Annotated in this window: 11 protein-coding genes, 3 rRNA genes and 1 pseudogene; 8 read left to right on the top strand and 7 right to left on the bottom strand. The window is 60.5% G+C overall.

Annotation, left to right across the window (positions count from 1 at the left end; all coding sequences use genetic code 11):
- Window positions 1–86 precede the first annotated feature (86 nt).
- Window positions 87–1118 carry a GmrSD restriction endonuclease domain-containing protein gene (locus AOC05_RS15755; RefSeq protein WP_062008191.1) on the top strand — a complete coding sequence of 344 codons (1032 nt, stop codon included), beginning with the start codon at window positions 87–89 and terminating at the stop codon, window positions 1116–1118.
- Between the two features lie 38 nt (window positions 1119–1156).
- Entirely contained in the window at window positions 1157–1564 is a 408-nt protein-coding gene (locus AOC05_RS15750; RefSeq protein WP_062008189.1) for a hypothetical protein, read from the top strand.
- On the opposite strand, the gene AOC05_RS15745 is transcribed toward AOC05_RS15750, so the two are convergent.
- Entirely contained in the window at window positions 1561–2181 is a 621-nt protein-coding gene (locus AOC05_RS15745) for a LysE/ArgO family amino acid transporter (RefSeq protein ID WP_062008187.1), read from the bottom strand. The genes AOC05_RS15750 and AOC05_RS15745 overlap by 4 nt on opposite strands.
- A gap of 70 nt (window positions 2182–2251) precedes the next feature.
- On the opposite strand from AOC05_RS15745, the gene AOC05_RS15740 reads away from it, so the two are divergent.
- Together AOC05_RS15740 and AOC05_RS15735 are read left to right on the top strand one after the other, a co-directional pair.
- Window positions 2252–3139, top strand: a complete 888-nt coding sequence (locus tag AOC05_RS15740; protein WP_197277842.1) for a LysR family transcriptional regulator ArgP — start codon at window positions 2252–2254, stop codon at window positions 3137–3139.
- Window positions 3140–3324: 185 nt separating this feature from the next.
- Window positions 3325–4668: an MFS transporter gene (locus AOC05_RS15735; RefSeq protein ID WP_062008185.1), complete on the top strand. Its 1344-nt coding sequence runs from the start codon at window positions 3325–3327 to the stop codon at window positions 4666–4668.
- Window positions 4669–4770: 102 nt separating this feature from the next.
- On the opposite strand, the gene AOC05_RS15730 is transcribed toward AOC05_RS15735, so the two are convergent.
- On the bottom strand, window positions 4771–6261 hold the full coding sequence (locus AOC05_RS15730) for a TIGR01777 family oxidoreductase (protein ID WP_062008183.1): 1491 nt from the start codon (window positions 6259–6261) through the stop codon (window positions 4771–4773).
- Between the two features lie 151 nt (window positions 6262–6412).
- On the opposite strand from AOC05_RS15730, the gene AOC05_RS15725 reads away from it, so the two are divergent.
- The 4 genes from AOC05_RS15725 to AOC05_RS15710 all read left to right on the top strand — a co-directional run bounded on the left by AOC05_RS15725 (window position 6413) and on the right by AOC05_RS15710 (window position 15630).
- Entirely contained in the window at window positions 6413–10042 is a 3630-nt protein-coding gene (locus AOC05_RS15725) for a bifunctional RecB family nuclease/DEAD/DEAH box helicase (RefSeq protein ID WP_062008182.1), read from the top strand.
- A 99-nt stretch (window positions 10043–10141) separates the two neighbouring features.
- Entirely contained in the window at window positions 10142–11599 is a 1458-nt protein-coding gene (locus AOC05_RS15720) for a DUF3375 domain-containing protein (protein WP_062008180.1), read from the top strand.
- A complete protein-coding gene (locus tag AOC05_RS15715) occupies window positions 11596–12327 on the top strand; it encodes a DUF4194 domain-containing protein (protein WP_082358027.1) in 732 nt (243 codons plus the stop codon). The genes AOC05_RS15720 and AOC05_RS15715 overlap by 4 nt, the downstream gene beginning before the upstream one ends.
- Window positions 12328–15630, top strand: coding sequence for an ATP-binding protein (locus tag AOC05_RS15710; RefSeq protein WP_062008178.1), 3303 nt, complete (start codon window positions 12328–12330; stop codon window positions 15628–15630). It begins immediately after the preceding gene.
- Between the two features lie 248 nt (window positions 15631–15878).
- Here the strand turns inward: AOC05_RS15710 and rrf are convergent.
- The 5 genes and pseudogenes from rrf to AOC05_RS20360 form a co-directional block, all read right to left on the bottom strand.
- Window positions 15879–15995: ribosomal RNA gene (gene rrf / locus AOC05_RS15705) — 5S ribosomal RNA — on the bottom strand.
- A gap of 274 nt (window positions 15996–16269) precedes the next feature.
- Window positions 16270–19441, bottom strand: a 23S ribosomal RNA gene (locus tag AOC05_RS15700).
- A gap of 572 nt (window positions 19442–20013) precedes the next feature.
- Window positions 20014–21548, bottom strand: a 16S ribosomal RNA gene (locus tag AOC05_RS15695).
- Together the 16S, 23S and 5S rRNA genes form the textbook arrangement of a ribosomal RNA operon.
- Window positions 21549–22265: 717 nt before the next feature.
- A complete protein-coding gene (locus tag AOC05_RS20365; RefSeq protein WP_062008176.1) occupies window positions 22266–22568 on the bottom strand; it encodes a transposase in 303 nt (100 codons plus the stop codon).
- A 94-nt stretch (window positions 22569–22662) separates the two neighbouring features.
- Window positions 22663–22989, bottom strand: a pseudogene (locus AOC05_RS20360) (ISL3 family transposase); the annotation flags it as partial.
- Between the last annotated feature and the right edge of the window lie 53 nt (window positions 22990–23042).

Below are 23042 nucleotides of genomic sequence, written 5' to 3'. Positions count from 1 at the left end.
GACCCCCACCCGGTCCACGGGATAAGGTTGCCTCTCACCCCCCTCATTTCTGCGCTCCGCGCAGCTGGCCACGAAAGAGCGCTGCCGTGAGCAAGATTCGTACCACCGAACCCCTCCGGGCCACCGATTTCATCATGGGCACGGTGCTTGCCACCGTTTTGCTGGTGACCACGGCGTGCGGTGGCGTGTCAGCACCTGCGGGCGCCCCGGCCTCGTCCATGACGACCGAGACAGCGGCGGCCTCCCCCGCACAGGATGACCCCACCCCCATGGACGGCGATCACGCGCCCGATGCCGGCGGCGCGGACTTGGCCGGCAACACCGAGCCGGAGTTCGCCGCCAAGGCCCTGGATGTCCTGGCCACACTCCCCGTCAAGGGCCGGGCACCGAAGACCGGATACGCCCGCACGGAATTTGGCCAGGCGTGGGCGGATGTGGACAAGAACGGCTGCGATACGCGCAATGACATGCTGAACCGGGATCTCAGTGCCAAGACGTTCAAGCCGGGCACGTGGGAGTGCACTGTTCTCACCGGCGTGCTGGCAGACCCCTACACGGCCGCCACCATATCCTTCGTGCGTGGGGCAGACACCAGCTCCGCCGTGCAAATTGACCATGTTGTGGCGCTCAGCGACGCCTGGCAGAAGGGCGCCCAGCAGCTCACCGTGCAACAGCGCACCGCGTTTGCCAACGATCCGCTGAACCTGTTGGCGGTCGACGGTCCTGCCAACCAGCAAAAGAGCGACGGCGACGCCGCCACTTGGTTGCCGCCGAATAAATCGTACCGCTGCGACTATGTGGCCCGGCAAATATCCGTCAAGGCCACCTACAGCTTGTGGGTCACCGCGGCCGAGCACGACGCCATGGCCACGGTTCTGAGTAGCTGCGCGGACGTTGGGGTGCCCACCAGTGCGGGCGCCCCCGCCGCAGAAACCGCAGCCCCGCCCGTGGCACCCGCACCGGCCCTCGTGCCAGCCCATGTTCCCGCTCCCGGCGCTGAGGTCTTCTACAAGAACTGTGCCGCCGTCCGAGCGGCAGGCGCCGCCCCCATCCGGGCCGGCCAGCCGGGATTCCAGTCCAAGTTCGACGGCGACGGGGATGGTGTGGGGTGTGAATAGCAGTGACATGAAAAGCAACTCATCGCTAGTATTGAAATATGGGCGCACACGATGAGCAACCCGTGATTCCGGCTCTATGGATTCGCCACGACAGCGAGATTCTGCCGTTGTGGTGGGAGCGGCTGTGTGCCGAGATGGGGCCGCAATCCGCGTCGCGGTATGCCGCGGGTCTCTTCGACCACGACCGCCGCCGCCCCATAGCCCAATGGTTCAATCCAGCACTCAACGCAGCGTTGCTGGTGGCCATTGAGACGGGCCCCGAATGGCCGGTGCAACGTTTTGCCGTGTTCTATGCCCCTCCCGACTCCGGGTTCAGCAAGGTGCGTATGAACAGCCACGAGTGGTTCACACGCACCCCGCGGACCTCGCCCACGGAGGAGGAGGCCTTTGCCGCTTCGATCGCTTCCGCGGAGGCGTTCCTGCGGGTGGAGATGGACTTCCTCTAGATTCCAAGCGCCATTTTCACGCCGAGAACAACCATCACCACGGCGATCAGCCCGTCCAACACCCGCCACGCACCGGGCTTGGCGAACACTGGCCGCAGGAGCTTGGCCCCGAATCCCAGGGCACTGAACCAGATGACGCTTCCCATCGCCGCGCCGGCACCAAACCACCAGCGCAGATCGCCGTGTTGGTTGGCCAGGGTACCCAGCAACAGCACGGTGTCCAGGTACACGTGTGGGTTCAGCCAGGTCAGTGTCAGCACAGTCGCCAGGACCACCTTGCGGTTCAGTGATCCCTGCTGCGCACTGGCATTCAGGGCCCCCGGGCGGAAAGCCCGTTTGGTCGCCAGAGCCGCGTAGCTGAGCAGGAAGGCCGCTCCCGCCAGTCGGATGACCACCACCACTGCGGGCACGGCCTGCACCACCTCACCAATGCCGAAGATGCCTGCGGCAATCAGGACTATATCGCTGAGCATGCACACCAGCACCACCAGCCCCACATGTTCGCCGCGAAGTCCCTGGCGCAGCACAAACGCGTTTTGGGCGCCGATGGCGATGATGAGCGCCAGCCCGGCACCGAGGCCGGTGGCTGTGGTCGAGAGGATTTCCAGTGGTGTCACAAGTATTGAAGCTACTAAAATGGCGATGGCCAGTACAGCTAATGATTTTTCAGATGCCTAAGGGATGCTAATGATGACTTTTCAGACCGACCAGCTTCGCACCTTTCTGGCCGTGCTTGAATGCGGCACCTTCGACGCAGCCGCTCAGCAATTGCATGTCACCGGATCGGCGGTTTCCCAGCGGATCAAGGCCATGGAGCAGGCCGCCGGCCAGGTCCTGTTGCAACGCACCACCCCGGTTGCCGCAACTACCGCAGGCGTCGTAGTGCACAAGCTGGCCAGGCAGCAGCGCCAACTTCAGGCCGATGCCGCGGCGGAGCTGGGGCTGAGCGGAACAACCGGGACCGCCATTGCCGTAGCGGTCAACGCCGATTCTCTGGCCACCTGGTTCATGGCGGCACTGGCGCTGGTCCCCCCTGACGCCGGGCTAAGGTTTGAGGTCCTGCGCGAGGACGAACAGCATTCGGCCGGCCTGCTGCGCTCCGGCGAGGCCATGGCGGCGGTCACCGCCACACCCGATCCCGTGCAGGGGTGCACCTCGGTTCCACTTGGGGCCATGAACTACCGCCCCGTTGCATCGACTGCCTTCATGCGCCGTTGGTTCCCGGGAGGATTCTCCCCCGAGCTTTTGGCCACTGCACCGGCTGTGCAGTTCGACCGCAGCGACACGCTGCAAAGCAACTTCTTCACGGAAGTGAGCGCCTCACCGCTCACGGGACCGCAGCACTACATCCCCGACACCATTCAATTCTCTGCGGCCGTCCAGCTGGGGCTGGGTTGGGGGCTCATGCCGGCGGTTCATTGCCGCGCCGGGCTGAGCTCCGGTGACCTAGTGGAGTTGATGCCAGGCCACATCTCCAGCATTGGGCTGTATTGGCAGCGTTGGAAGATCCAGTCGACGGCGTTGGACCTGCTGACTACTGCCGTCGTCACTGCGGCGGCCAAGGCCCTTTCCTAGGGGCCCGGCCCGCAATTCACCGGCCATGATGGCGGCAAAAAATTTACTCCGTACTGGTCTGGTTGGTTTTGGACGTCTCTGTCACGGCGTGCCGCTCTTCTGTCACACTGGTCTATGGCTGTGATTAAACCAAACCACAACGCCCCCAGCCCCATCCGCGGCTCCGCCTTCGCCGCAAGGAGACCATGAGCATCCCCGTAGCCCTGCAAACCCACGAGCCCTCAGCCGAGCATTCACGCCACCGCCGGAATCAGTTGGTGCTGGTGATTGGCCAGCTGCTCTCGGGTGTGGGCGTGGCGTCGGGCATCTCTGTGGGCGGGATTCTGGCCGCTCAATTGGCCGGTACGACGGCGGCCTCCGGTTTTGTGCAGACAGCCTCCACCTTGGGTGCCGGGCTGGTGGCCGTGCCGCTGGCCAACCTCGCCGTCCGTGCGGGGCGCCGCTGGGCGTTGAGCACCGGGTTTGCGCTGGGCGCTCTCGGCGCGGTGCTGGTCCTGCTCTCCGCGAGCCTTGGCCAGTTCTGGTTGATGGCGGTGGGCATGCTGTTCTTTGGCGCCGCCAGTGCATCGGGTCTTCAGGCCCGGTACGCGGCGGTGGATGGCGTGGCCCCGGAAAAGGCCGGCCGGGCCATGGCGATCGTCATCTGGGCCACCACCATCGGTTCGGTGGCTGGTCCCAACCTCTCCGAACCCGGCCGCCTGCTGGGTGTACAACTCGAGCTGGTGCCACTCTCGGGCCCGTTCATCTTCTCCCTCGTCGCATTCCTCACGGCCGCGCTGGTGATCTCCACTTTCTTCCTGGGCGCACCCAAGAAGCCAGCCCCGGCGGAGAAGGACGACGCCGGTGAGCCCGGTGCCGTCGCCGTCCCTCCCCAGGCGCCCAAAAAGGTCAAGGGGCACGGAGCCTGGGCCGCGCTGCGCATTGCTGTACGGAACCCGCTCGCGCTGGCGGCGCTGGCCGCGGTGACCGGCGGGCACATGATCATGGTGGGCGTCATGGTGATGACGCCGGTGTCCATGAACGCGCACGGGCATTCGCTGGAGATCATCGGCGTGGTGATCAGCTTGCACATTGTGGGGATGTACGCGGCAAGCCCAGTGTTTGGCTGGCTCGTGGACAAGATCGGCGCGCTGCGGGTGGTCCTGACCGGTTGTGCCATCTTCCTGGCAGCGATCATCCTCGGCGCGGTGGTCTCGGACAGCAGCGACCCCTTGTTCATGTCGATCGCGCTCACCACCTTGGGCCTGGGTTGGTCCGCCTGCCTGATCGGCGGCTCGTCACTGCTCAGCGCCTCAGCCCCTCAGGAGATTCGAGTGCCGTTGCAGGGCGCCAGCGACATGATGATGAACTTTGGCGCCGCAGGCATGGCGGCCGTGGCCGGTCCGGTGCTGGCCATCGGCGGTTTCCGCTGGGTCAACATTGTTGCGCTGGTAGTGCTGGTCCCCATCGTGTACCTGGCCGTGCGGGCGTTCAGGGCGGCGCAAGATGCCGCGCACCTTGCCGCCCCACACCAGGACCCCGCGACCTGATCCGGGCGGTCTACTTTCTTTGTGCTCCGGACCTGCTGCTGGTTCGGCGCATCTTGTCCACGTGCGCAGGGCTCGCGCCCAGTGTGGTGCATAAAGTAGCCGTCAAGCGCCCAGAATGTGCCGCAGGGCCGTTTCAAGTGACTCATGCCTGAACTCGTAGCCGCTGGCCACCACCTTGGCGCAGGACACCCTTTGACTAGCTAAGGCCAGCTCGGCGGCACCTTGCTTCCCCAACAGCAGGGTAGGACCCAAGGCAGGCACCTTCACGCGCGCGGGCCGGTGCAGCACGGCCCCCAAAGTGTGGGCGAACTGTTCGGCAGTAACCGGGTGCGGGGCCACGGCATTGACCGGCCCCTCCACGGCGGGGGTCAGTGCCGCGTGGGCAAAGATCCCGGCAATGTCGTCAATGCCGATCCAGCTCTGCCACTGCTCCCTGCCCAGGGGCCCACCCACACCGGCCAGGTAGAGGGGAAGCAGCCGTTGCAGGACGCCTCCGGCGGCAGAAAGCACTATTCCCGTACGGATATTGGCCACCCGTAGGCCCGCGTCGGCCGCGGGGCGGCACGCCGCCTCCCAGTCGCTGCTCACTTGTGCTAAAAAGTCCGTGCCCGCGGGATCGGACTCAAGCAGGGCCTGGGAATTTCCGCGGCTCCCGGCGGCGCCGTGCGGTGACGCCCCGTAGTAGCCCACGGCTGAGCCGGAAACTAAGGCCCTGTGCCGTCCGTCGTCGGCCAGCAACGCCAGCTTTTCAGCCAGCAGCCGGGTACCCAAGACGCGGCTGCGATAGATGGCGTCCTTGGTCTGTGTGGTGAACCGGCCGCCAATCGTGTGTCCGGCAAGGTGGACCACTGTGTCGCAGCCGGCCAGCGAAGCCGCATCCAACGTCCCGGCGGCGGGGTCCCAAAATATTTCCGAGCCACTGCGCGGCGCCCGGCGCACCAGCTTCACAACAGTGTGCCCACCCCCTTCCAGCAGGGCACACAACTGCGTGCCCACCAGCCCGGAGGCCCCCGTCACGGCGATGGTGCCAGGCTCCCCGCCGTTCTCTGCGTGGGCCGCATGGAAAGCCAGGTCCCCCAGGAGCTGCCTTTCACGGAAGGCAAACATTCGGGTCAGTTCGGCCTCAAATTGCTGCCGCGCCCAGTGCCCCGCGGCCACGGAGGGCAGCTCGTAACTGACGGTGTCAGTCATGAGCGTACTTCCTTGGACGCGCCCGTCGGCGAAGGTGTGCTGGTGCGTCCAGCTGGTCAGCGGCCCGTTGGTCATCACGTCGGTGAACTGTTCCCCGGGCAGCAGCTCCGTGTGGAGGGCATCCCACCGCAGTTCGGGCCGGAGGGACCGCAGGCCCGCCAGTGCCTGCGGAAGCATGCCGGCGACTGTGCCCGCCGCTGCACCCAGCCACATGCCCAGCCCGCCGGGCGCACCCACCCCAATGGCCGCCGTCGAGCCCGGGTTGATGCCGTGGCTGGGCTCCGCCAGGACCTTTCCAAAGAACGACGGCGTAAGCCTGACCAGGGCGCCGGGCCGGGTAAACCATCCGAAAACCTCAGCCCGTGGAAAGGGAAGGGCCGTGGTGTAGCTGAACGTGGGCATGAGAACTCCGTGGGTTTGAACGTGTCGAAATTCGGGTCTGCACTCCTATCATGCCACTGCAGCGGTTGTCCGGTGGGCCGGGTGAACCACAAAAATGTCTGTGGCCCTTGCTAGATTCAAGTGACTGCAACCTCCCGCTGGAAGGCACGACATGTTTTTGCTTGACTCCCCCGCAGGTGGCGACGCGCCGCTGATCTTTTCCGCCTCCGATTTGGTGGTTGCCAGCGAGTGCCAATACAAGAGCCTGCGAATCCTGGATACGAAGCTGGGCAGGGCAGACAAGCCAGACTTCCCCGAGGACGCCATGCTCCAGCGGGCCTCTAAACTGGGGGACGCCTTTGAACACAAGATCCTGGCGGAGCTCGTTACCCAACACGGGACGTGGGATCCTGTCACGGGCCGGGGTGTCAAAGCAGTGGGCCGGGGCCCGCTCACCTGGGCTGGACTTGAGGCCAAGCGGGAAGAGACCTTGGCGGCGTTGCGGGCCGGGGCCGACGTCGTCTTCCAGGCCACCTTCTTTGACGGTTCCCTCCTGGGCTTCGCGGATTTTCTGGTCAAGGAGCCGGACGGTTCGTACGCCGTGTGGGACACCAAACTGGCCCGCCACGCCCGGGTCAGCGCCCTGTTGCAGCTGGCCGCGTACGGGGACCAGCTGGGGAAATACGGCATCGCCGTCGCCCCGGTGACCACGCTGATGCTGGGCGACCGCAGCTTGAGTGAGCATCCCATGCCGGATCTGCTGCCCGTCTTTCGCGAGCGCCGGGAGAATTTTCTGGCCATGACAGCCGGGCACCGCGCCCAACCGGAACAGATCACGTGGATGCAGGAGGGCGTGCGCTATTGCGGCCGCTGCGACTACTGCACCGAGCAGATCCACCTGAACCAGGACCTGTTACTGGTCAATGGCATGAGCGGATCCGTGCGCCGCAAACTTTTGGCGCAGGGCATCGCCACAGTCGAGGACCTCGCCACCATGCCAACGGCAACGGCGAGTGGCCCGTTGGCGAGGCTGCGCGACCAGGCCCGCATGCAACTGGGCAAGGATGCGGTGGACGGCACGGCCGTGGCCGGCGAAGAACCCGACACGCACCAGGTGAGCTATAAGGTGCTGCGGGACAGCGTCAGCCGCCTGCCCGCGCCCAGCGACGGCGACATCTTTTTCGACTTTGAGGGTGATCCCCTCTGGCAGGATCCGGTGACGGAAAAGTGGGGTATCGAGTACCTTTTCGGGTCCATTGAGGCCCCCATTCCCGGCGCGGCTTCCGGCACCAAGGAAGTGTTCATCCCTTTTTGGGCGCATTCCCTCGTGGAGGAACGTGCCGCTTTCCTGGGCTTCCTGGCCTACGTGGAAAAACGCCGGGCCGAACACCCCGACATGCACGTCTACCATTACGCACCCTACGAGAAGTCTGCCCTGCGCAACCTGTCGGTGTTCCACGGCGTGGGTGAGGACATTGTGGACAGCTGGCTACGTTCCGGGCTCCTCGTGGACCTGCTGGACACCGTCCGGCAGTCGGTGCGCATCTCCGAGGCCTCGTACTCGATCAAGAAGCTGGAGCCGTTTTACATGCCCACCGGACGTGTGGGGGATGTGACGAATGCCGGCGCCTCCGTGGTTGCTTATGCTGACTACTGCGCCGCGCACGACGCCGGACTGGCCGGGGATGCGGGCAGCGCCACCAAGGCGCGGGAGACGTTAGCGTCAATTTCCGCCTACAACGAGTACGACTGCCTTTCCACCTTGCGCCTGCGGGACTGGCTGCTTGAGATCGGTGCCGCAACCGTGGTTGGGGAGTGGACGCAGGGCAGTGGCAAACAACAAAAGCTGGAGGGCACCGAGCCGGCGGAAAACACGTACGAGCGCACTGAGGACGAGCTTAAGCTTCAGGCATTCATTGATAACCTACGCGGGCAAAAGGACCGCAAGTTCTCCGCGGACGAGACCGCTATCGAGATGGTGGCTGCCGCCGCCAGCTATCACCAGCGTGAGGACAAGCAGTTCTGGTGGGGACACTTTGACAGGCTCGACACCCCAGCACAGTCCTGGCCGGAGGAACGCAACATCCTTCACATTCAGTACGCCGAGGTGCTTGAGGACTGGGCCAAAGCCACGACTCGGGCCAGAACCGAGACCCGCACGCTCCGGCTGACAGGGGTAGCAACTGAGGGGTCCGACTTCCGGCCCGGAACCCAGTGGTTTGGGATGTTTGACGCCCCCCTTCCGGAAGGCATGGGCGAGAACTTTACCGATCCTGGAAAACGCGACGGCTTGTTCAATATCACTGTTCTCGAGGACGCTTCCGAGCCAACCACGCCGGAACTCACAACTCTCCTCGTGAGTGAAAAGTCCACCACCAAGGTGCCTGCCTATACCCAGCTGCCCATGGCATTGACACCCAACAAACCGGTGCCAACAGCCAGCATCCGGGCGGCGCTGGCTGCGTTGGCGAACACTGTGGGCAGCAATCTGCCGCATCTGCCCCGGCACCCGGGCTTGGAGATTCTGCTCCGGGCCACGCCCCGGTTGGCCATCGGCACAAGCCTGCCGGCCGTCGTCGTCAATCATGACAGCGAAGGTAACCTCCAAGCCGACTACATTGGCGCCATCACGGACGCAGTGCTGGATCTGGACTATTCCTACCTTGCGGTGCAGGGACCGCCCGGCACCGGCAAGACCCATGTCGGCTCCCATGTCATTGCCAAACTAATGGCACGGGGCTGGAAAATTGGCGTGGTGGGCCAGTCGCATGCCGTGGTGGAGAACATGCTGCGCGCCGCCGTCGAAAAGGCCGGCGTCGATCCGAAACGGGTTGCCAAGAAACTCGCCACACCTCATGACGTGCCGTGGACGATCACCGATGACAAACAATTTGCCGGTCTGCTTAATGGTCCCGAAGGTGCGCTGATTGGCGGAACAGCCTGGACCATGACGGGCTCGAACGTGCCGGCCGGTTCGCTGGATTTACTGGTCATTGACGAGGCCGGGCAATACTCGCTGGCCAACACGCTGGCCGTGGCGCAGTCAGCCAAGCGGCTGTTGTTGCTGGGTGACCCCCAGCAATTGCCGCAGGTCACGCAGGGATCGCACCCGGTTCCTGTGGACGAGTCAGCGTTGGGTTGGCTATCGAGGGGCCACGCAACACTGCCCGAGGACAAGGGCTACTTCTTGGCTGACTCGTGGCGCATGCACCCCGAACTGTGCGGTGCTGTGTCGCGGCTCAGCTACGAGGGCAAACTCGAATCTGCGCCGGCGGCTTCCCGGCGCCATTTGGAAGGCAAGCCCGCCGGTGTGGAAGCGGTCCGGGTACCACAGTCCGCCGGGAGCGATCGGGACAATGTGCAGTCCTCCCCCGAGGAGGCAGCGGAGATTGTCCGCCAGATCCGGGAACATCTTGGGCTGGGTTGGACACCGGGCCAAGATGAGTTGCCGCGACCGTTGGGCCAGGCGGATTTCCTGGTCGTTGCCGCGTACAACGCCCAAGTTCACCTGGTGCGGGGAGTTCTGGATGAGGCAGGGCTTGCGGAGGTTCGTGTCGGCACAGTGGACAAGTTCCAGGGCCAGGAGGCGCCCGTGGTGATCGTGAGCATGGCGTGCGCCGATCCTTCCGGGGCGCCTCGTGGGATGGAGTTCTTGCTGAACCGCAACCGCATCAATGTGGCCATCTCCCGCGGCCAGTGGCGGGCAGTCATCATCCGTTCTCCCGAGTTGACGAACTTTATGCCGTCCAAACCGGCGGGCATGGCCGAGCTGGGCGCGTTCATCGGGCTCTGTAGCCGTTAGCCAAAGCAGGCTACGGTGCCCGGCTCCCCTGCTATGCCTTAAAATGGGAAAACCACCAAATTTCCCGTTTTGGCCCTGCCCAGTTTAAGAAAGTCATCCATGCGCCCCACTGACAATGCCGTTGACCAGTGGCGTGCGCAAAAACAGTTGCGGCACTCACCCGCCTGGAAGCTGATGCAGTCCGCACCGTGGACTGTGGCCTTCCTGCGGACAGAGTTCACCCCTTCCCGGCAGCGGGTCGCGCTGGAGGAGTTTCACGCCGATCTGGCAGCCTTCATGAAGGAGCTCCGGTATGAAAACCTGAGCCTGAACGACGCCTGGCAGGCCTCCAACTACGCCGATTCGTGGGTTCGCAGCCAGTTCTTGGCACGCCCCATGGTCGATGGCCGGTTCATGTATGAGCCCACGGCCGCCACGGCCCGGGTGCTGGCATTCCTTGAGACGTTCACGGTGGAGCGCACCAACCTGAACAGTTCACGACTGAACACCTTGCTGACAAGCATTGAGACGCTTTCGTTCCAGACAGACCCCAACCCCGAGAGTCGGATCTCCGCGCTGGAGGCCGAAATTGCCGCGCGGCGCAGCGAAATCGAGGCACTGAAGTCCGGGCACAACCCTGCCGTCCTGTCCGACGACTCAGCGGTCGCCGCAACCCGGAGCGTCCTTGACCTTGCAGCCAGCCTGCCCGCCGATTTCAAACGCATGCGCGACGGCGTCGAGCAGATGCTGCACACTATCCGTCAGGAAATCATGGAGTCCTCCGTGACGAAGGGCGTGGCAGTGGGTCAGGTGCTTGAGGGCGACAAAGCGCTGCGCAACACCGCCGAGGGCGAGACCTTCCAGGGTTTCACCGAGTTCTTGAACGACCCCGCGCAGCAGGCCCGCTTCCGTCAGTCCGTCAACGAGGTCCTCGAACGCGACTTCACCGAACAACTCAGCAGTGAGGAGCGGGCCAACTTCGCCACACTGGTCAAGGAGATGCGCCGCCAGGCAGCCGACGTTCACACCATTTATGGCCGGCTGTCCGAGAGCCTGCACAGCTACGTCAGCTCTGATGAGTTCAAGGACTCCATCTTGTTGCGCAAGGCTATCCACGCCGCCGAACAAGCCGTGGCGGCGGCAGCGCTGCGTCCTCGCACACCCGTTGTCGCCCCGCTGCTGTTCGCCCCCGCCTTGGAAACACTGGCAGGATTGGGCATCTTCGACCCTGACGATCACATTCCACCGCCCAGGCTAGCGGCACCACCAACCCTGAGCGGCGCCGACATCCACCGCACCCCCGTCACCCCACAAGCCGACATGGCAGCTGTGCACGCAGCTGTCGCCCGCACCCGCGCCACCCGCAAGGGCACGGCCACGCTCAGCGAGGTGTACGCCGAACTCCCGCCGGAACTGCGCCACATCAACACCATCAGGGGCCTGATTCTGGCCGCCCGTGGCGCCGATGAGTCGGTTGACCCGGAGCACACCCAGACCCTCCGCTTCACCCAAATCGACGGCACGGAACGCACCGCCCTTGTTCCACTGATCACGTTCACGAAGGACACCGCGCCATGACCCACTTCCCCGAGCCAGACACATACGACGGCGTGCCAGAACCATCACTGTCTGGCGGCACCGACGCGTACCGTGCCGAAAGGGCCTTGTTTACCGGGGACACCGGTGCGTTCCCGCTGGAAATCCGCCAGGCACTAGTCCGGCTGCTGCGTGGGCCCTATATTGACGGCACAGTCGACGCCCACTTGTGGACAACCATCCAAACCCACCGCGCCTCGTTACAGCAGTATCTATCCGAGATCTTCTTGTTGCTCACCATCGATGCCGACCGCAAGATTGCCATGTTGACACCGGCGGAAATCGAGGCCGTCCACACCCAGCCGATCGTTGCACGCAAACCCCTGCGGCGGGAGGAAACGCTGCTGGCATTACGTCTGCGCGTGTTGTTGGACCGCCACGCCAGCACTGGCAACGATGTCACCATCACCCGCTCGGGTGCCCGGGAACTCCTGGCCGAACACCGCCAACCCGGAGCAGTGGATGACAAACGTTTGGATGAACAAACCGATTCCTCGCTGGCGCGATTGCTGGCGTTGAAGTTACTGCTCCCCACCGAGCTGGGAGGCGAATACCGGGTCAGCAACGCCCTAGCATTGGCCTTGCCCTTTGATTCGATCGAGCAAATTCCTGCCTATCTGGCGGCGTTGGACAGCAGCCCCGACGACGACACACTTGAGCTGGGAACCGGCCACGACGTCGCTGCCACAGCCCCTGAGGAGAACCTCTAAATGAGCATTGCAGTGACCTTGCCGATCGGCGAAGAACTCAACCCCGGCCAGTACCGGCTCAGCCAGATCCAAATCATCAACTGGGGCACCTTCCACGGCCGGCACTCCATGTATGTCGACAGGGCCGGCACCTTACTCACCGGCCACCCGGGCGTGGGAAAATCCACCCTTTTTGACGGCATCCAACACATCTTTTACGCGGCACCGCGACTCAACGAGTCCGCGCACGAGGCGTCCAACCGCAAAGACCGCCGCACCACCTTCAGCTACATGCGTGGACGAAAGATCAAAAATGCCGAGGGCACCGTATACCAACGCCCGAGTGCCACCTGGTCGGCCACCGCCTTGGTGTTTGAGGACGGTCTGGGCCGACAGGTGAGCATTGCCGCACTCTTTGACCTTCCAGCCAACGGATTGGAGGGTCAGGTGGGGAAACACTACATCATCCACGACAAGCCCTTGGATACCGAAGCGCTGGAAAACCATGGCAGCCGCCGCTTCTCACCGTCCTCGCTCCATGCGGCGCTGCCCGGCGCTGAGGCGTTCGACGTGCACAGGACTTTTGCCGAACGTTTCCGCCGCCGGCTGGGCATCGACAATGACAAGGCGTTTAGTTTGTTGCGCACCCTGCAAAATGGCAAGGGCCTGGACAAGGGAGTCAATAGGTTCTTCCGCTACGAGGTGTTGGACATTCCCGGCACCCTCGCAGCAGCCAAATCAGCAGTGGAGGATTTTAGTCACCTGCGCGGGATTTACCGCCAATTGCAGGACGCCCGCGGCCAGCGTGACGCATTGGCTCCTGTCCCGGAACTTCACAGAAAACTGCGCGAATTCAAGGCAAACCACGCCCGTACAGCTGAGCTAAAAAATGTTCAACTACCCTTGTTGCGCCAGCAGTTCCAGGCTGAACTCTTGGCCGCAAAGGCTGTGTCCCTGGCTGGGCAACATGCCGAAAAAGCCATGCAGATCGAGGCTGCGACCGCGGCCAAGGAAACGCTTTCTGAGTCGTTGTCGTCGCTGGAGGAGCACCACGCCAACCATGGGGGCCGGGCCATCGACGGCCTAGAGAAGGACATTCGTACTGCCAAACGTGAGCTGGAGGAGCGCCTGCGGCGCGAGACGTCGGTACGCGATGAACTCGATGCGGCCGGTCTGGACTACAACTGGAGCGCCCAGGGACTCGCAGCGGCACGCTTGGAGGCAGCGGACGGCGTCGAGCACCAGCAGGCAGAGACCGAGGCCGCCCGCACTCGCGAGTACGAGGCCGTGGCGGCCAGTATCAACACGAAGGTGGACGAGAAGAAACTACGTGCGGAGATCGCCTCGTACCAGCGACGCGGCAGTAACATCGATGGACGCAACGCCGCAGCCCGCCGCGCCATCTGCGCCACGACCGGGCTGGATCCGGCACTGATGCCGTTCGCCGGCGAATTGGTGGACATCGCCAGTGAACACAGCTCTTGGCGTCCCGCAACGGAGAAGGTCCTGCGTTCGCTGGCCACCACACTGCTGGTACGCGATGAGGATATCAAGGCTGTCACGGGCGCCATCAACTCCCTCGACGACCATGGCAAGCTGCGCTGGATCAACATCGGAACCCATATTCCGGCCCAAAGTGCTGGGCCCCACGACCTGGTCACCAAACTGGAATTCCAGACTTCCGACGCCGGCGACTGGCTCCGCGCGAAAATTACCCGCGACTTCGGCTTCCGCTGCGTGGAAAGCGATAGCGAACTTCACGCTCACAATAGGGCCATCTCCATGGCTGGCACGTTGAAGGTCAACGCCGCCACCTATGAGCGCGACACCCGGTCAGTCAGCCCCAGCGACTACTTGCTCGGTTTCAACAATGTGGAGAAGATTGCGCAGTTGGAGGCACAAGCCGCAGAACTGGCCGCTGCCTACCAAAGCGCCACAGCTCTTGCGGACCAGCGCAGCCACGCCAAGGATGCTCTGACGGGCCGCCTTGAAGCCTTGCTTCGGGTTTCTAGGGATCAGCGCCCCTTTGAGGAACTTGATAGTGGTTCCCTCTCAGCGGCCTTGACCTCCTTGCAGGCATCCTTGCAAGCCACCATCGAGAGCAGCGCCACGTTGGCACAGATCCGTGCGTCTCTGACTGCCGCGAAGGCCGAGCTGGAGGCCTGTGTCGGAAAACTGGCAATCCTGCAACACGATCTGTCCCGCATAGACTCCGAACTCACCACGGCACATTCCTCAGGGGAGCGGCTGTCCGGGGAGGCAGCACAGAATCCGGCAGCCGACTGGGCCCGCAGTGAATTCGACCCCTACCTCCTTGACACCTGGCCCACATCGTTGGATGAGCTGGAGAAGGTATTCACTACAGCAACAGTTGATCTGGGCGAACGCCTGGCCACTGTCAAGGAACGGGTATTCCGCACGGAAGCAGCACTCAGCGAGACGTTCCGGGCCTTTGCCCGCGAGTTCGGGCCCGTGGTCAGCGCTAGCCACGGCACGGGCGCGGAGGCCGTAGAGGCCTACGAGGCACTGCATGAGCGCATCCTGGCTGATGGGCTCCCGCAGCGGCAAGTCGAATTCCGTGAGTACTTCAACAACCGCTCCTATGAGCGTTTCTCAGACTTGCTGCAGCTTTTGGAGGAGGAACGCCGTGGGATTGAAGAGCGTATCCTGCCCCTGAACCAGATTTTGGAGGACGTGCCCTTTGAAAAGGGCAGCCGGCTACGGCTTGAGGTTAAGACAGCCATCCCCGATGAGGCCCGCAGCTTCCGCACCGAGCTCAAAGAGGCCCTAGGCAACGCTTATACGACGGCCAGCGAGGAAACCATCGCCAGCAGCTACCTGCAGTTGGAGCGTCTGGTAGATGCCCTCAGCGACACTTCACGCCAGCACTGGGCGGACACCGTATTGGATGTCCGCCAGCATGTGACCATCAGCTGCAATGAACACCGCCCCAACGGTGAGGTGGAGCTTGGCTTGGAGCCGGGCACCCTGTCGGGAGGGGAAGGCCAACGCTTCACCTCTTTCATCATGGGTGCCGCGTTGGCCTACCAACTTGGGATCGACACCCAGGGATACAGCACCTACGGAACCGTGATGATCGACGAGGCCTTCATTCAAGCCAACTCTGAGTACGCCGGTGCCGGAATCAACGCCTTGCAGGAGTTTGGTTTCCAACTGCTCCTGGCCGCCCCCGAGGACAAGGTTGACCTTTCCAAGCACCTTGGCTCGGTCACCGATATTATCAAGCACCCGCAAGCCAACGTCTCAGGTTTTGTCTCCACAGGACGTTCCCCTGCCACTGCCACCGCCATCATTTTGCGCTAGCACCACCTCGTCAAGGCCACCCATCAGCGCCAACCGTCTTGGTGTGGCTGTCTTGGGGTCTGTAGTTGTTTGGGGTTTCTAGTTGTTTGGGGTTTCTGGTTGTGGGGGTGTTTAAAGGGGTGTGGCCTCTTGGTGGGGAGGCTGGTCGTGGTTGGTGGTGGTTGGTTGGTGGTGGTTGGTGGTGGTGGTTGGTTAAATGAGGGAGGCCCCGCACCGTGTGGTGTGGGGCCTCGACCTTTTTACTGTTTGTCCGGCGGTGTCCTACTCTCCCACATCCTGTCGAATGCAGTACCATCGGCGCTGTGGGTCTTAGCTTCCGGGTTCGGAATGGGACCGGGCGTTTCCCCCACGCTATGACCACCGTAACTTTATTCCCAGGACCAGGTATCTGGTTGGGTGGTTTGTTGGGTGTTGTGTGGATCAATCAGTTATTCTATTATACAAGATTCCTGGTTGTGATGTGCCCGCACTGGTGGTGGGGTTAGTCACAAGGGTTTCTTGTGTTGTTTTGTTCCCGTGTTAACAACGAACGTTGGGTTTGTTGTTTGGGAACCACATAGTGAACGCGAGCATGCTTTGTTACTCTTGTGGGGTGTGAATAGCTTTTGATTTATTCGCACCCTGTATGGGAGTGTTTGTGTGGTGTAAGTTATCGGCCTATTAGTACCGGTCAGCTTCACGAGTCTTTAGTCCTCGCTTCCACGTCCGGCCTATCAACCCAGTGGTCTAGCTGGGGGCCTCTCACACTTATCGTGTATGGAAATCTCATCTCGAAGCGAGCTTCCCGCTTAGATGCTTTCAGCGGTTATCCCATCCGAACGTAGCTAATCAGCGATGCACTTGGCAGTACAACTGACACACCAGAGGTTCGTCCGTCCCGGTCCTCTCGTACTAAGGACAGCCCTTCTCAAATTTCCTGCGCGCGCAGCGGATAGGGACCGAACTGTCTCACGACGTTCTAAACCCAGCTCGCGTACCGCTTTAATGGGCGAACAGCCCAACCCTTGGGACCTACTCCAGCCCCAGGATGCGACGAGCCGACATCGAGGTGCCAAACCATGCCGTCGATATGGACTCTTGGGCAAGATCAGCCTGTTATCCCCGAGGTACCTTTTATCCGTTGAGCGACGGCCATTCCACAATGTGCCGCCGGATCACTAGTCCCGACTTTCGTCCCTGCTCGAGGTGTCCCTCTCACAGTCAAGCTCCCTTGTGCACTTACACTCGAAACCTGATTGCCAACCAGGCTGAGGGAACCTTTGGGCGCCTCCGTTACTCTTTAGGAGGCAACCGCCCCAGTTAAACTACCCATCAGGCACTGTCCCTGACCCGGATTACGGGCCGAAGTTAGATGTCCAAAGTGACCAGAGTGGTATTTCAACGATGACTCCATTCCAACTAGCGTTGGAACTTCACAGTCTCCCACCTATCCTACACAAGCCACTCCGAACACCAATACCAAACTATAGTAAAGGTCTCGGGGTCTTTCCGTCCTGCTGCGCGTAACGAGCATCTTTACTCGTACTGCAATTTCGCCGAGTTTATGGTTGAGACAGCGGGGAAGTCGTTACTCCATTCGTGCAGGTCGGAACTTACCCGACAAGGAATTTCGCTACCTTAGGATGGTTATAGTTACCACCGCCGTTTACTGGGGCTTAAATTCTCAGCTTCGCACTTACGTGCTAACCGGTCCTCTTAACCTTCCAGCACCGGGCAGGAGTCAGTCCGTATACATCGTCTTGCGACTTCGCACGGACCTGTGTTTTTAGTAAACAGTCGCTTCCCCCTGGTCTCTGCGGCCCACACCCGCTCACGGACAGCTAGTGTCCTTCACGAGGCAGGCCCCCCTTCTCCCGAAGTTACGGGGGCATTTTGCCGAGTTCCTTAACCATAATTCTCTCGATCGCCTTAGTATTCTCTACCTGATCACCTGTGTCGGTTTGGGGTACGGGCAGTTGGAACCTCACGTCGATGCTTTTCTAGGCAGCATAGGATCACCGAATTCCCCCTAAGGGGGGTCCCATCAGATCTCAAGAGTGTCATTGAAGACTACGTGACGGATTTGCCTATCACGTTCCCTACATCCTTAGACCGGGACTACCATCGCCCGGCTCGGCTACCTTCCTGCGTCACACCTGTTAATACGTTTACCTCCCTGATTCAGGTCCCACGCTCCCCTTCTAGCCTGGCCCGAAGGCACTCACTAAAAAGATTGGGTGGTTAGTATCATCAGTTCAATATGGGCGGTTCTTCACCGGTACGGGAATATCAACCCGTTGTCCATCGACTACGCCTGTCGGCCTCGCCTTAGGTCCCGACTTACCCAGGGCAGATTAGCTTGACCCTGGAACCCTTGATCATTCGGCGGACGGGTTTCTCACCCGTCTTTCGCTACTCATGCCTGCATTCTCACTCGTGTGGGCTCCACCGCTAGTTCACACTGCGGCTTCAATGCCCACACGACGCTCCCCTACCACTCCAAACCCCTGAACAGGTACAAGACAAGTCCTGATCTGCTTGGGTACTGTTTGAAATCCACAACTTCGGCGGTGTACTTGAGCCCCGCTACATTGTCGGCGCGGAATCACTTGACCAGTGAGCTATTACGCACTCTTTTAAGGATGGCTGCTTCTAAGCCAACCTCCTGGTTGTCTAAGCAATCCCACATCCTTTCCCACTTAGCACACGCTTAGGGGCCTTAGTTGGTGGTCTGGGCTGTTTCCCTCTCGACTATGAAGCTTATCCCCCACAGTCTCACTGCTACGCTCTCACTTACCGGCATTCGGAGTTTGGCTGACGTCAGTAACCTTGTAGGGCCCATTAGCCATCCAGTAGCTCTACCTCCAGTAAGAAACACGTAACGCTGCACCTAAATGCATTTCGGGGAGAACCAGCTATCACGAAGTTTGATTGGCCTTTCACCCCTACCCACAGCTCATCCCCTCCATTTTCAACTGAAGTGGGTTCGGTCCTCCACGCGCTCTTACACACGCTTCAACCTGGCCATGGGTAGATCACTTCGCTTCGGGTCTAGATCACGCCACTGCAACGCCCTATTCAGACTCGCTTTCGCTACGGCTTCCCCACACGGGTTAACCTCGCGACGTAACACTAACTCGCAGGCTCATTCTTCAAAAGGCACGCCATCACCACAACAACAACCCACAAGTGGGCTCGGTGGCTCTAACGGATTGTAAGCACACGGTTTCAGGTACTATTTCACTCCCCTCCCGGGGTACTTTTCACCTTTCCCTCACGGTACTTGTCCGCTATCGGTCATTAGGTAGTATTTAGGCTTATCAGGTGGTCCTGACAGATTCACACGGGATTTCTCGGGCCCCGTGCTACTTGGGATACTCTCCAGGGAGTGCACTGCATTTCAGTTACGGGACTCTCACCCTCTACGGTCGGCCATTCAAAACCGTTCACCTATACATGCACCATTCCCCTCAACGAACCGGCAGATTCGTAACGGTGAGTCCCTCAACCCCGACCATGCAACGCCCGCCGGCTATCACACATGGCACGGTTTAGCCTGTTCCGCGTTCGCTCGCCACTACTAACGGAATCACTATTGTTTTCTCTTCCTGTGGGTACTGAGATGTTTCACTTCCCCACGTTCCCTCCACACACCCTATATATTCAGGTGCAGGTCATCACCTCGCCTTACGACGGGTAACGGGGTTCCCCCATTCGGACACCCTCGGATCAAAGTTCGGTTATCAACTCCCCGAGGCTTATCGCAGATTCCTACGTCCTTCTTCGGCTCCTAATGCCAAGGCATCCACCGTGTGCCCTTAAAAACTTGACCACACAAAATAGTCAAAAAACACTTACATATTATCGAGAGAACCATGAAAACCAACACCACCACACCCCAAAGGATGTAACAGCATCAGATCCAGGTTCAATTATCTCAAAGAAATTGCTTCTTTATAAAGATGCTCGCGTTCACTATGTAGTTCTCAAACAACAACCCCACCACACACCATCCCACCAAGACACCGATCACGAACCACCCCCAAAGAGCAGTCACGCAAACCAGCACCGCCTAGCGGTTGGTTGTGTGCGGGAAACCAGAAACAAAACAACACCCCCCACCCCCAAACAGGAGCGAAGGAATCGTTGTTGCCTCAGGACCCAACAGTGTGCCAAACACATAACAACCCACGCAACTACCAACCCATACAGCTCTTTCCCCACCATCCCCGAAGGAATCGTTGTACTAGAACCAGGTCACCAATTGCCGATCATCAGCTACTTTATTGATATTCCACCCTTGAGCAACCTACCGAGAAACAAACGTTCTCGCAGTAAGTCTTTACTCCTCATACCACCAACACAACCCATGCGGGCTACCTCGTGGCACTCGGTGCTCCTTAGAAAGGAGGTGATCCAGCCGCACCTTCCGGTACGGCTACCTTGTTACGACTTAGTCCCAATCGCCAGTCCCACCTTCGACAGCTCCCTCCCCACAAGGGGGTTAGGCCACCGGCTTCGGGTGTTACCAACTTTCGTGACTTGACGGGCGGTGTGTACAAGGCCCGGGAACGTATTCACCGCAGCGTTGCTGATCTGCGATTACTAGCGACTCCGACTTCATGGGGTCGAGTTGCAGACCCCAATCCGAACTGAGACCGGCTTTTTGGGATTAGCTCCACCTCACAGTATCGCAACCCATTGTACCGGCCATTGTAGCATGCGTGAAGCCCAAGACATAAGGGGCATGATGATTTGACGTCGTCCTCACCTTCCTCCGAGTTGACCCCGGCAGTCTCCTATGAGTCCCCACCATAACGTGCTGGCAACATAGAACGAGGGTTGCGCTCGTTGCGGGACTTAACCCAACATCTCACGACACGAGCTGACGACAACCATGCACCACCTGTAAACCGACCGCAAGCGGGGCACTTGTTTCCAAGCGTTTCCAGTTCATGTCAAGCCTTGGTAAGGTTCTTCGCGTTGCATCGAATTAATCCGCATGCTCCGCCGCTTGTGCGGGCCCCCGTCAATTCCTTTGAGTTTTAGCCTTGCGGCCGTACTCCCCAGGCGGGGCACTTAATGCGTTAGCTACGGCGCGGAAAACGTGGAATGTCCCCCACACCTAGTGCCCAACGTTTACGGCATGGACTACCAGGGTATCTAATCCTGTTCGCTCCCCATGCTTTCGCTCCTCAGCGTCAGTTAATGCCCAGAGACCTGCCTTCGCCATCGGTGTTCCTCCTGATATCTGCGCATTTCACCGCTACACCAGGAATTCCAGTCTCCCCTACATCACTCTAGTCTGCCCGTACCCACCGCAGATCCGGGGTTGAGCCCCGGACTTTCACGGCAGACGCGACAAACCGCCTACGAGCTCTTTACGCCCAATAATTCCGGATAACGCTTGCACCCTACGTATTACCGCGGCTGCTGGCACGTAGTTAGCCGGTGCTTCTTCTGCAAGTACCCTCAACCACACAACGTGTAGCCTTGTTCCCTACTGAAAGAGGTTTACAACCCGAAGGCCGTCATCCCTCACGCGGCGTCGCTGCATCAGGCTTTCGCCCATTGTGCAATATTCCCCACTGCTGCCTCCCGTAGGAGTCTGGGCCGTGTCTCAGTCCCAGTGTGGCCGGTCACCCTCTCAGGCCGGCTACCCGTCGTCGCCTTGGTGAGCCATTACCTCACCAACAAGCTGATAGGCCGCGAGTCCATCCAAAACCACTAAAGCTTTCAACAAAACCCCATGCGAGGAAAAGTCAATATCCAGTATTAGACCCAGTTTCCCAGGCTTATCCCAGAGTTAAGGGCAGGTTACTCACGTGTTACTCACCCGTTCGCCACTAATCCCCCACAAGTGAGGTTCATCGTTCGACTTGCATGTGTTAAGCACGCCGCCAGCGTTCATCCTGAGCCAGGATCAAACTCTCCGTTAATAAAACAAACAGACACACACAACCAAACCGGAAAAAGGTTACAGCCATGTGCACTAAATTCGAAACCAGCTAAAGACTGCCGTCACCACAGGGGCGGCAACAAACAGTCAAATAACCAATTCAATACAATAAATTGGTATCAATAAAACTTGGCACACTATTGAGTTCTCAAACAACAACCACACCCAGCCAACACCCCACAAAAACCCTGCAAACAAGCAGAAGAACCATGACGATCAGTGCCGGAGCAACTTTTCAAGCTTACCCGCAAAGAATCCATAAAGCAAATCCGCTAAACAACGAACAAACCCAACAAACCCACAGATCAAGAACCCAAAAACAGTCCAAAACCCTACGAATCCCTGCCCCAAACAACCAAGGCAACTCGAAAAACAATACACACCTTTCAACCACAAAGCAAACCAGCCAACACCCTCCCCGGCAGCCACACCGATCGCCCCCACCTTCTCTGTCAAAATACCCGCACACGGGCCCCAAGACGGGCCGGCGCCCCTGGCAGAGCAACACGGCCACGTGAACCCATGGCAACATACGACACAACCAGCTGGGAGCCCCAAACACGCCAGCACACATCCAGGAAGTCTCCCCCCGCCGACCACCGCCGCAGCTGCTACTGCTACTGCTACTGCTACTGCTACTGCTACGGGCAATAGTGGCTCTTGGTGGTTCGTGGGGATTCGGATTCCCGGGTGAGTGTCATGCCGTCGTTCGGGCGGCACTTCTCAAGAGAATAACTGATGTGTAGTTGTTGGGGTTGCGGTAGCCACGTGCCGCGCGTTTGATGTGCTTGATACAGGTGTTGTTCGCTTCGACTTTTCCGGTGGTAGCGCCGGTGACGATGAGGACCTCGATTTCTTTCCACCACCGGCAAATGGTCCGCCAAAGCCTGGTCGTCTCCGGTTGCTTCGATGCTTGCACCAACTCTTCGAGGCGGTCTTTGGCCAGCTCGGCGTCTTCTAAGGAACCGGTTCGCAGCAGCGTCCTGACTTGTTCTTTCACTTCCCACGCTGCTTTGAGTGTCCCGTCTCGGATCGTCCGTGGCGAAGACGTTCTCCAACCGTGCCCGGGCATTCTCTGAGAGGGTCTCACCCGCTCGTAGGAGCAGCATCCGATGCCCCCAGGCCGGAGCCGCTGACCGTCCTCGTCGGCCATGCACCGGATGGGAGAGTTGTTGACGGACCTCGGTCAGGGCTTGATCCGCTAGGGAGACAAGGTGGAAGTGCTCGACCGAGACAGCTGTGCGGGGCAGCCACATCCGCAACGCCTTCCGAAACGCCGCCGAGGGATCAATTGCTACAACGTGAATTCCTAGGCGCCCTTCCAAGGGGCGTTGGATCAGCCACGCACCAATACCGGTGTGGTCACGACCATCAACAACACCAAGGACTTGACCGGTATCAAGATCCACGATGGTACTCATCCACGGTTCAAAGCGCGTCCAGTGCGCCCGTCAAGTTTCTGAGACAGTTTGAT

The organism is Arthrobacter alpinus, from assembly GCF_001294625.1.
Lineage (GTDB): Bacteria > Actinomycetota > Actinomycetes > Actinomycetales > Micrococcaceae > Specibacter > Specibacter alpinus_A.
Note: the sequence above shows the minus strand (reverse complement) of the source record. Positions and strands in the feature narration are given on the sequence as shown.

What these genes read in the sequence shown, in the direction of transcription:
- AOC05_RS15750 (WP_062008189.1), top strand. Translation starts at nt 1,157, where the DNA reads ATGGGCGCACACGATGAGCAACCCGTGATTCCGGCTCTATGGATTCGC.
- AOC05_RS15740 (WP_197277842.1), top strand. Translation starts at nt 2,252, where the DNA reads ATGATGACTTTTCAGACCGACCAGCTTCGCACCTTTCTGGCCGTGCTT.
- AOC05_RS15735 (WP_062008185.1), top strand. Translation starts at nt 3,325, where the DNA reads ATGAGCATCCCCGTAGCCCTGCAAACCCACGAGCCCTCAGCCGAGCAT.
- AOC05_RS15730 (WP_062008183.1), bottom strand. Translation starts at nt 6,261, where the DNA reads ATGCCCACGTTCAGCTACACCACGGCCCTTCCCTTTCCACGGGCTGAG.
- AOC05_RS15725 (WP_062008182.1), top strand. Translation starts at nt 6,413, where the DNA reads ATGTTTTTGCTTGACTCCCCCGCAGGTGGCGACGCGCCGCTGATCTTT.
- AOC05_RS15720 (WP_062008180.1), top strand. Translation starts at nt 10,142, where the DNA reads ATGCGCCCCACTGACAATGCCGTTGACCAGTGGCGTGCGCAAAAACAG.
- AOC05_RS15715 (WP_082358027.1), top strand. Translation starts at nt 11,596, where the DNA reads ATGACCCACTTCCCCGAGCCAGACACATACGACGGCGTGCCAGAACCA.
- AOC05_RS15710 (WP_062008178.1), top strand. Translation starts at nt 12,328, where the DNA reads ATGAGCATTGCAGTGACCTTGCCGATCGGCGAAGAACTCAACCCCGGC.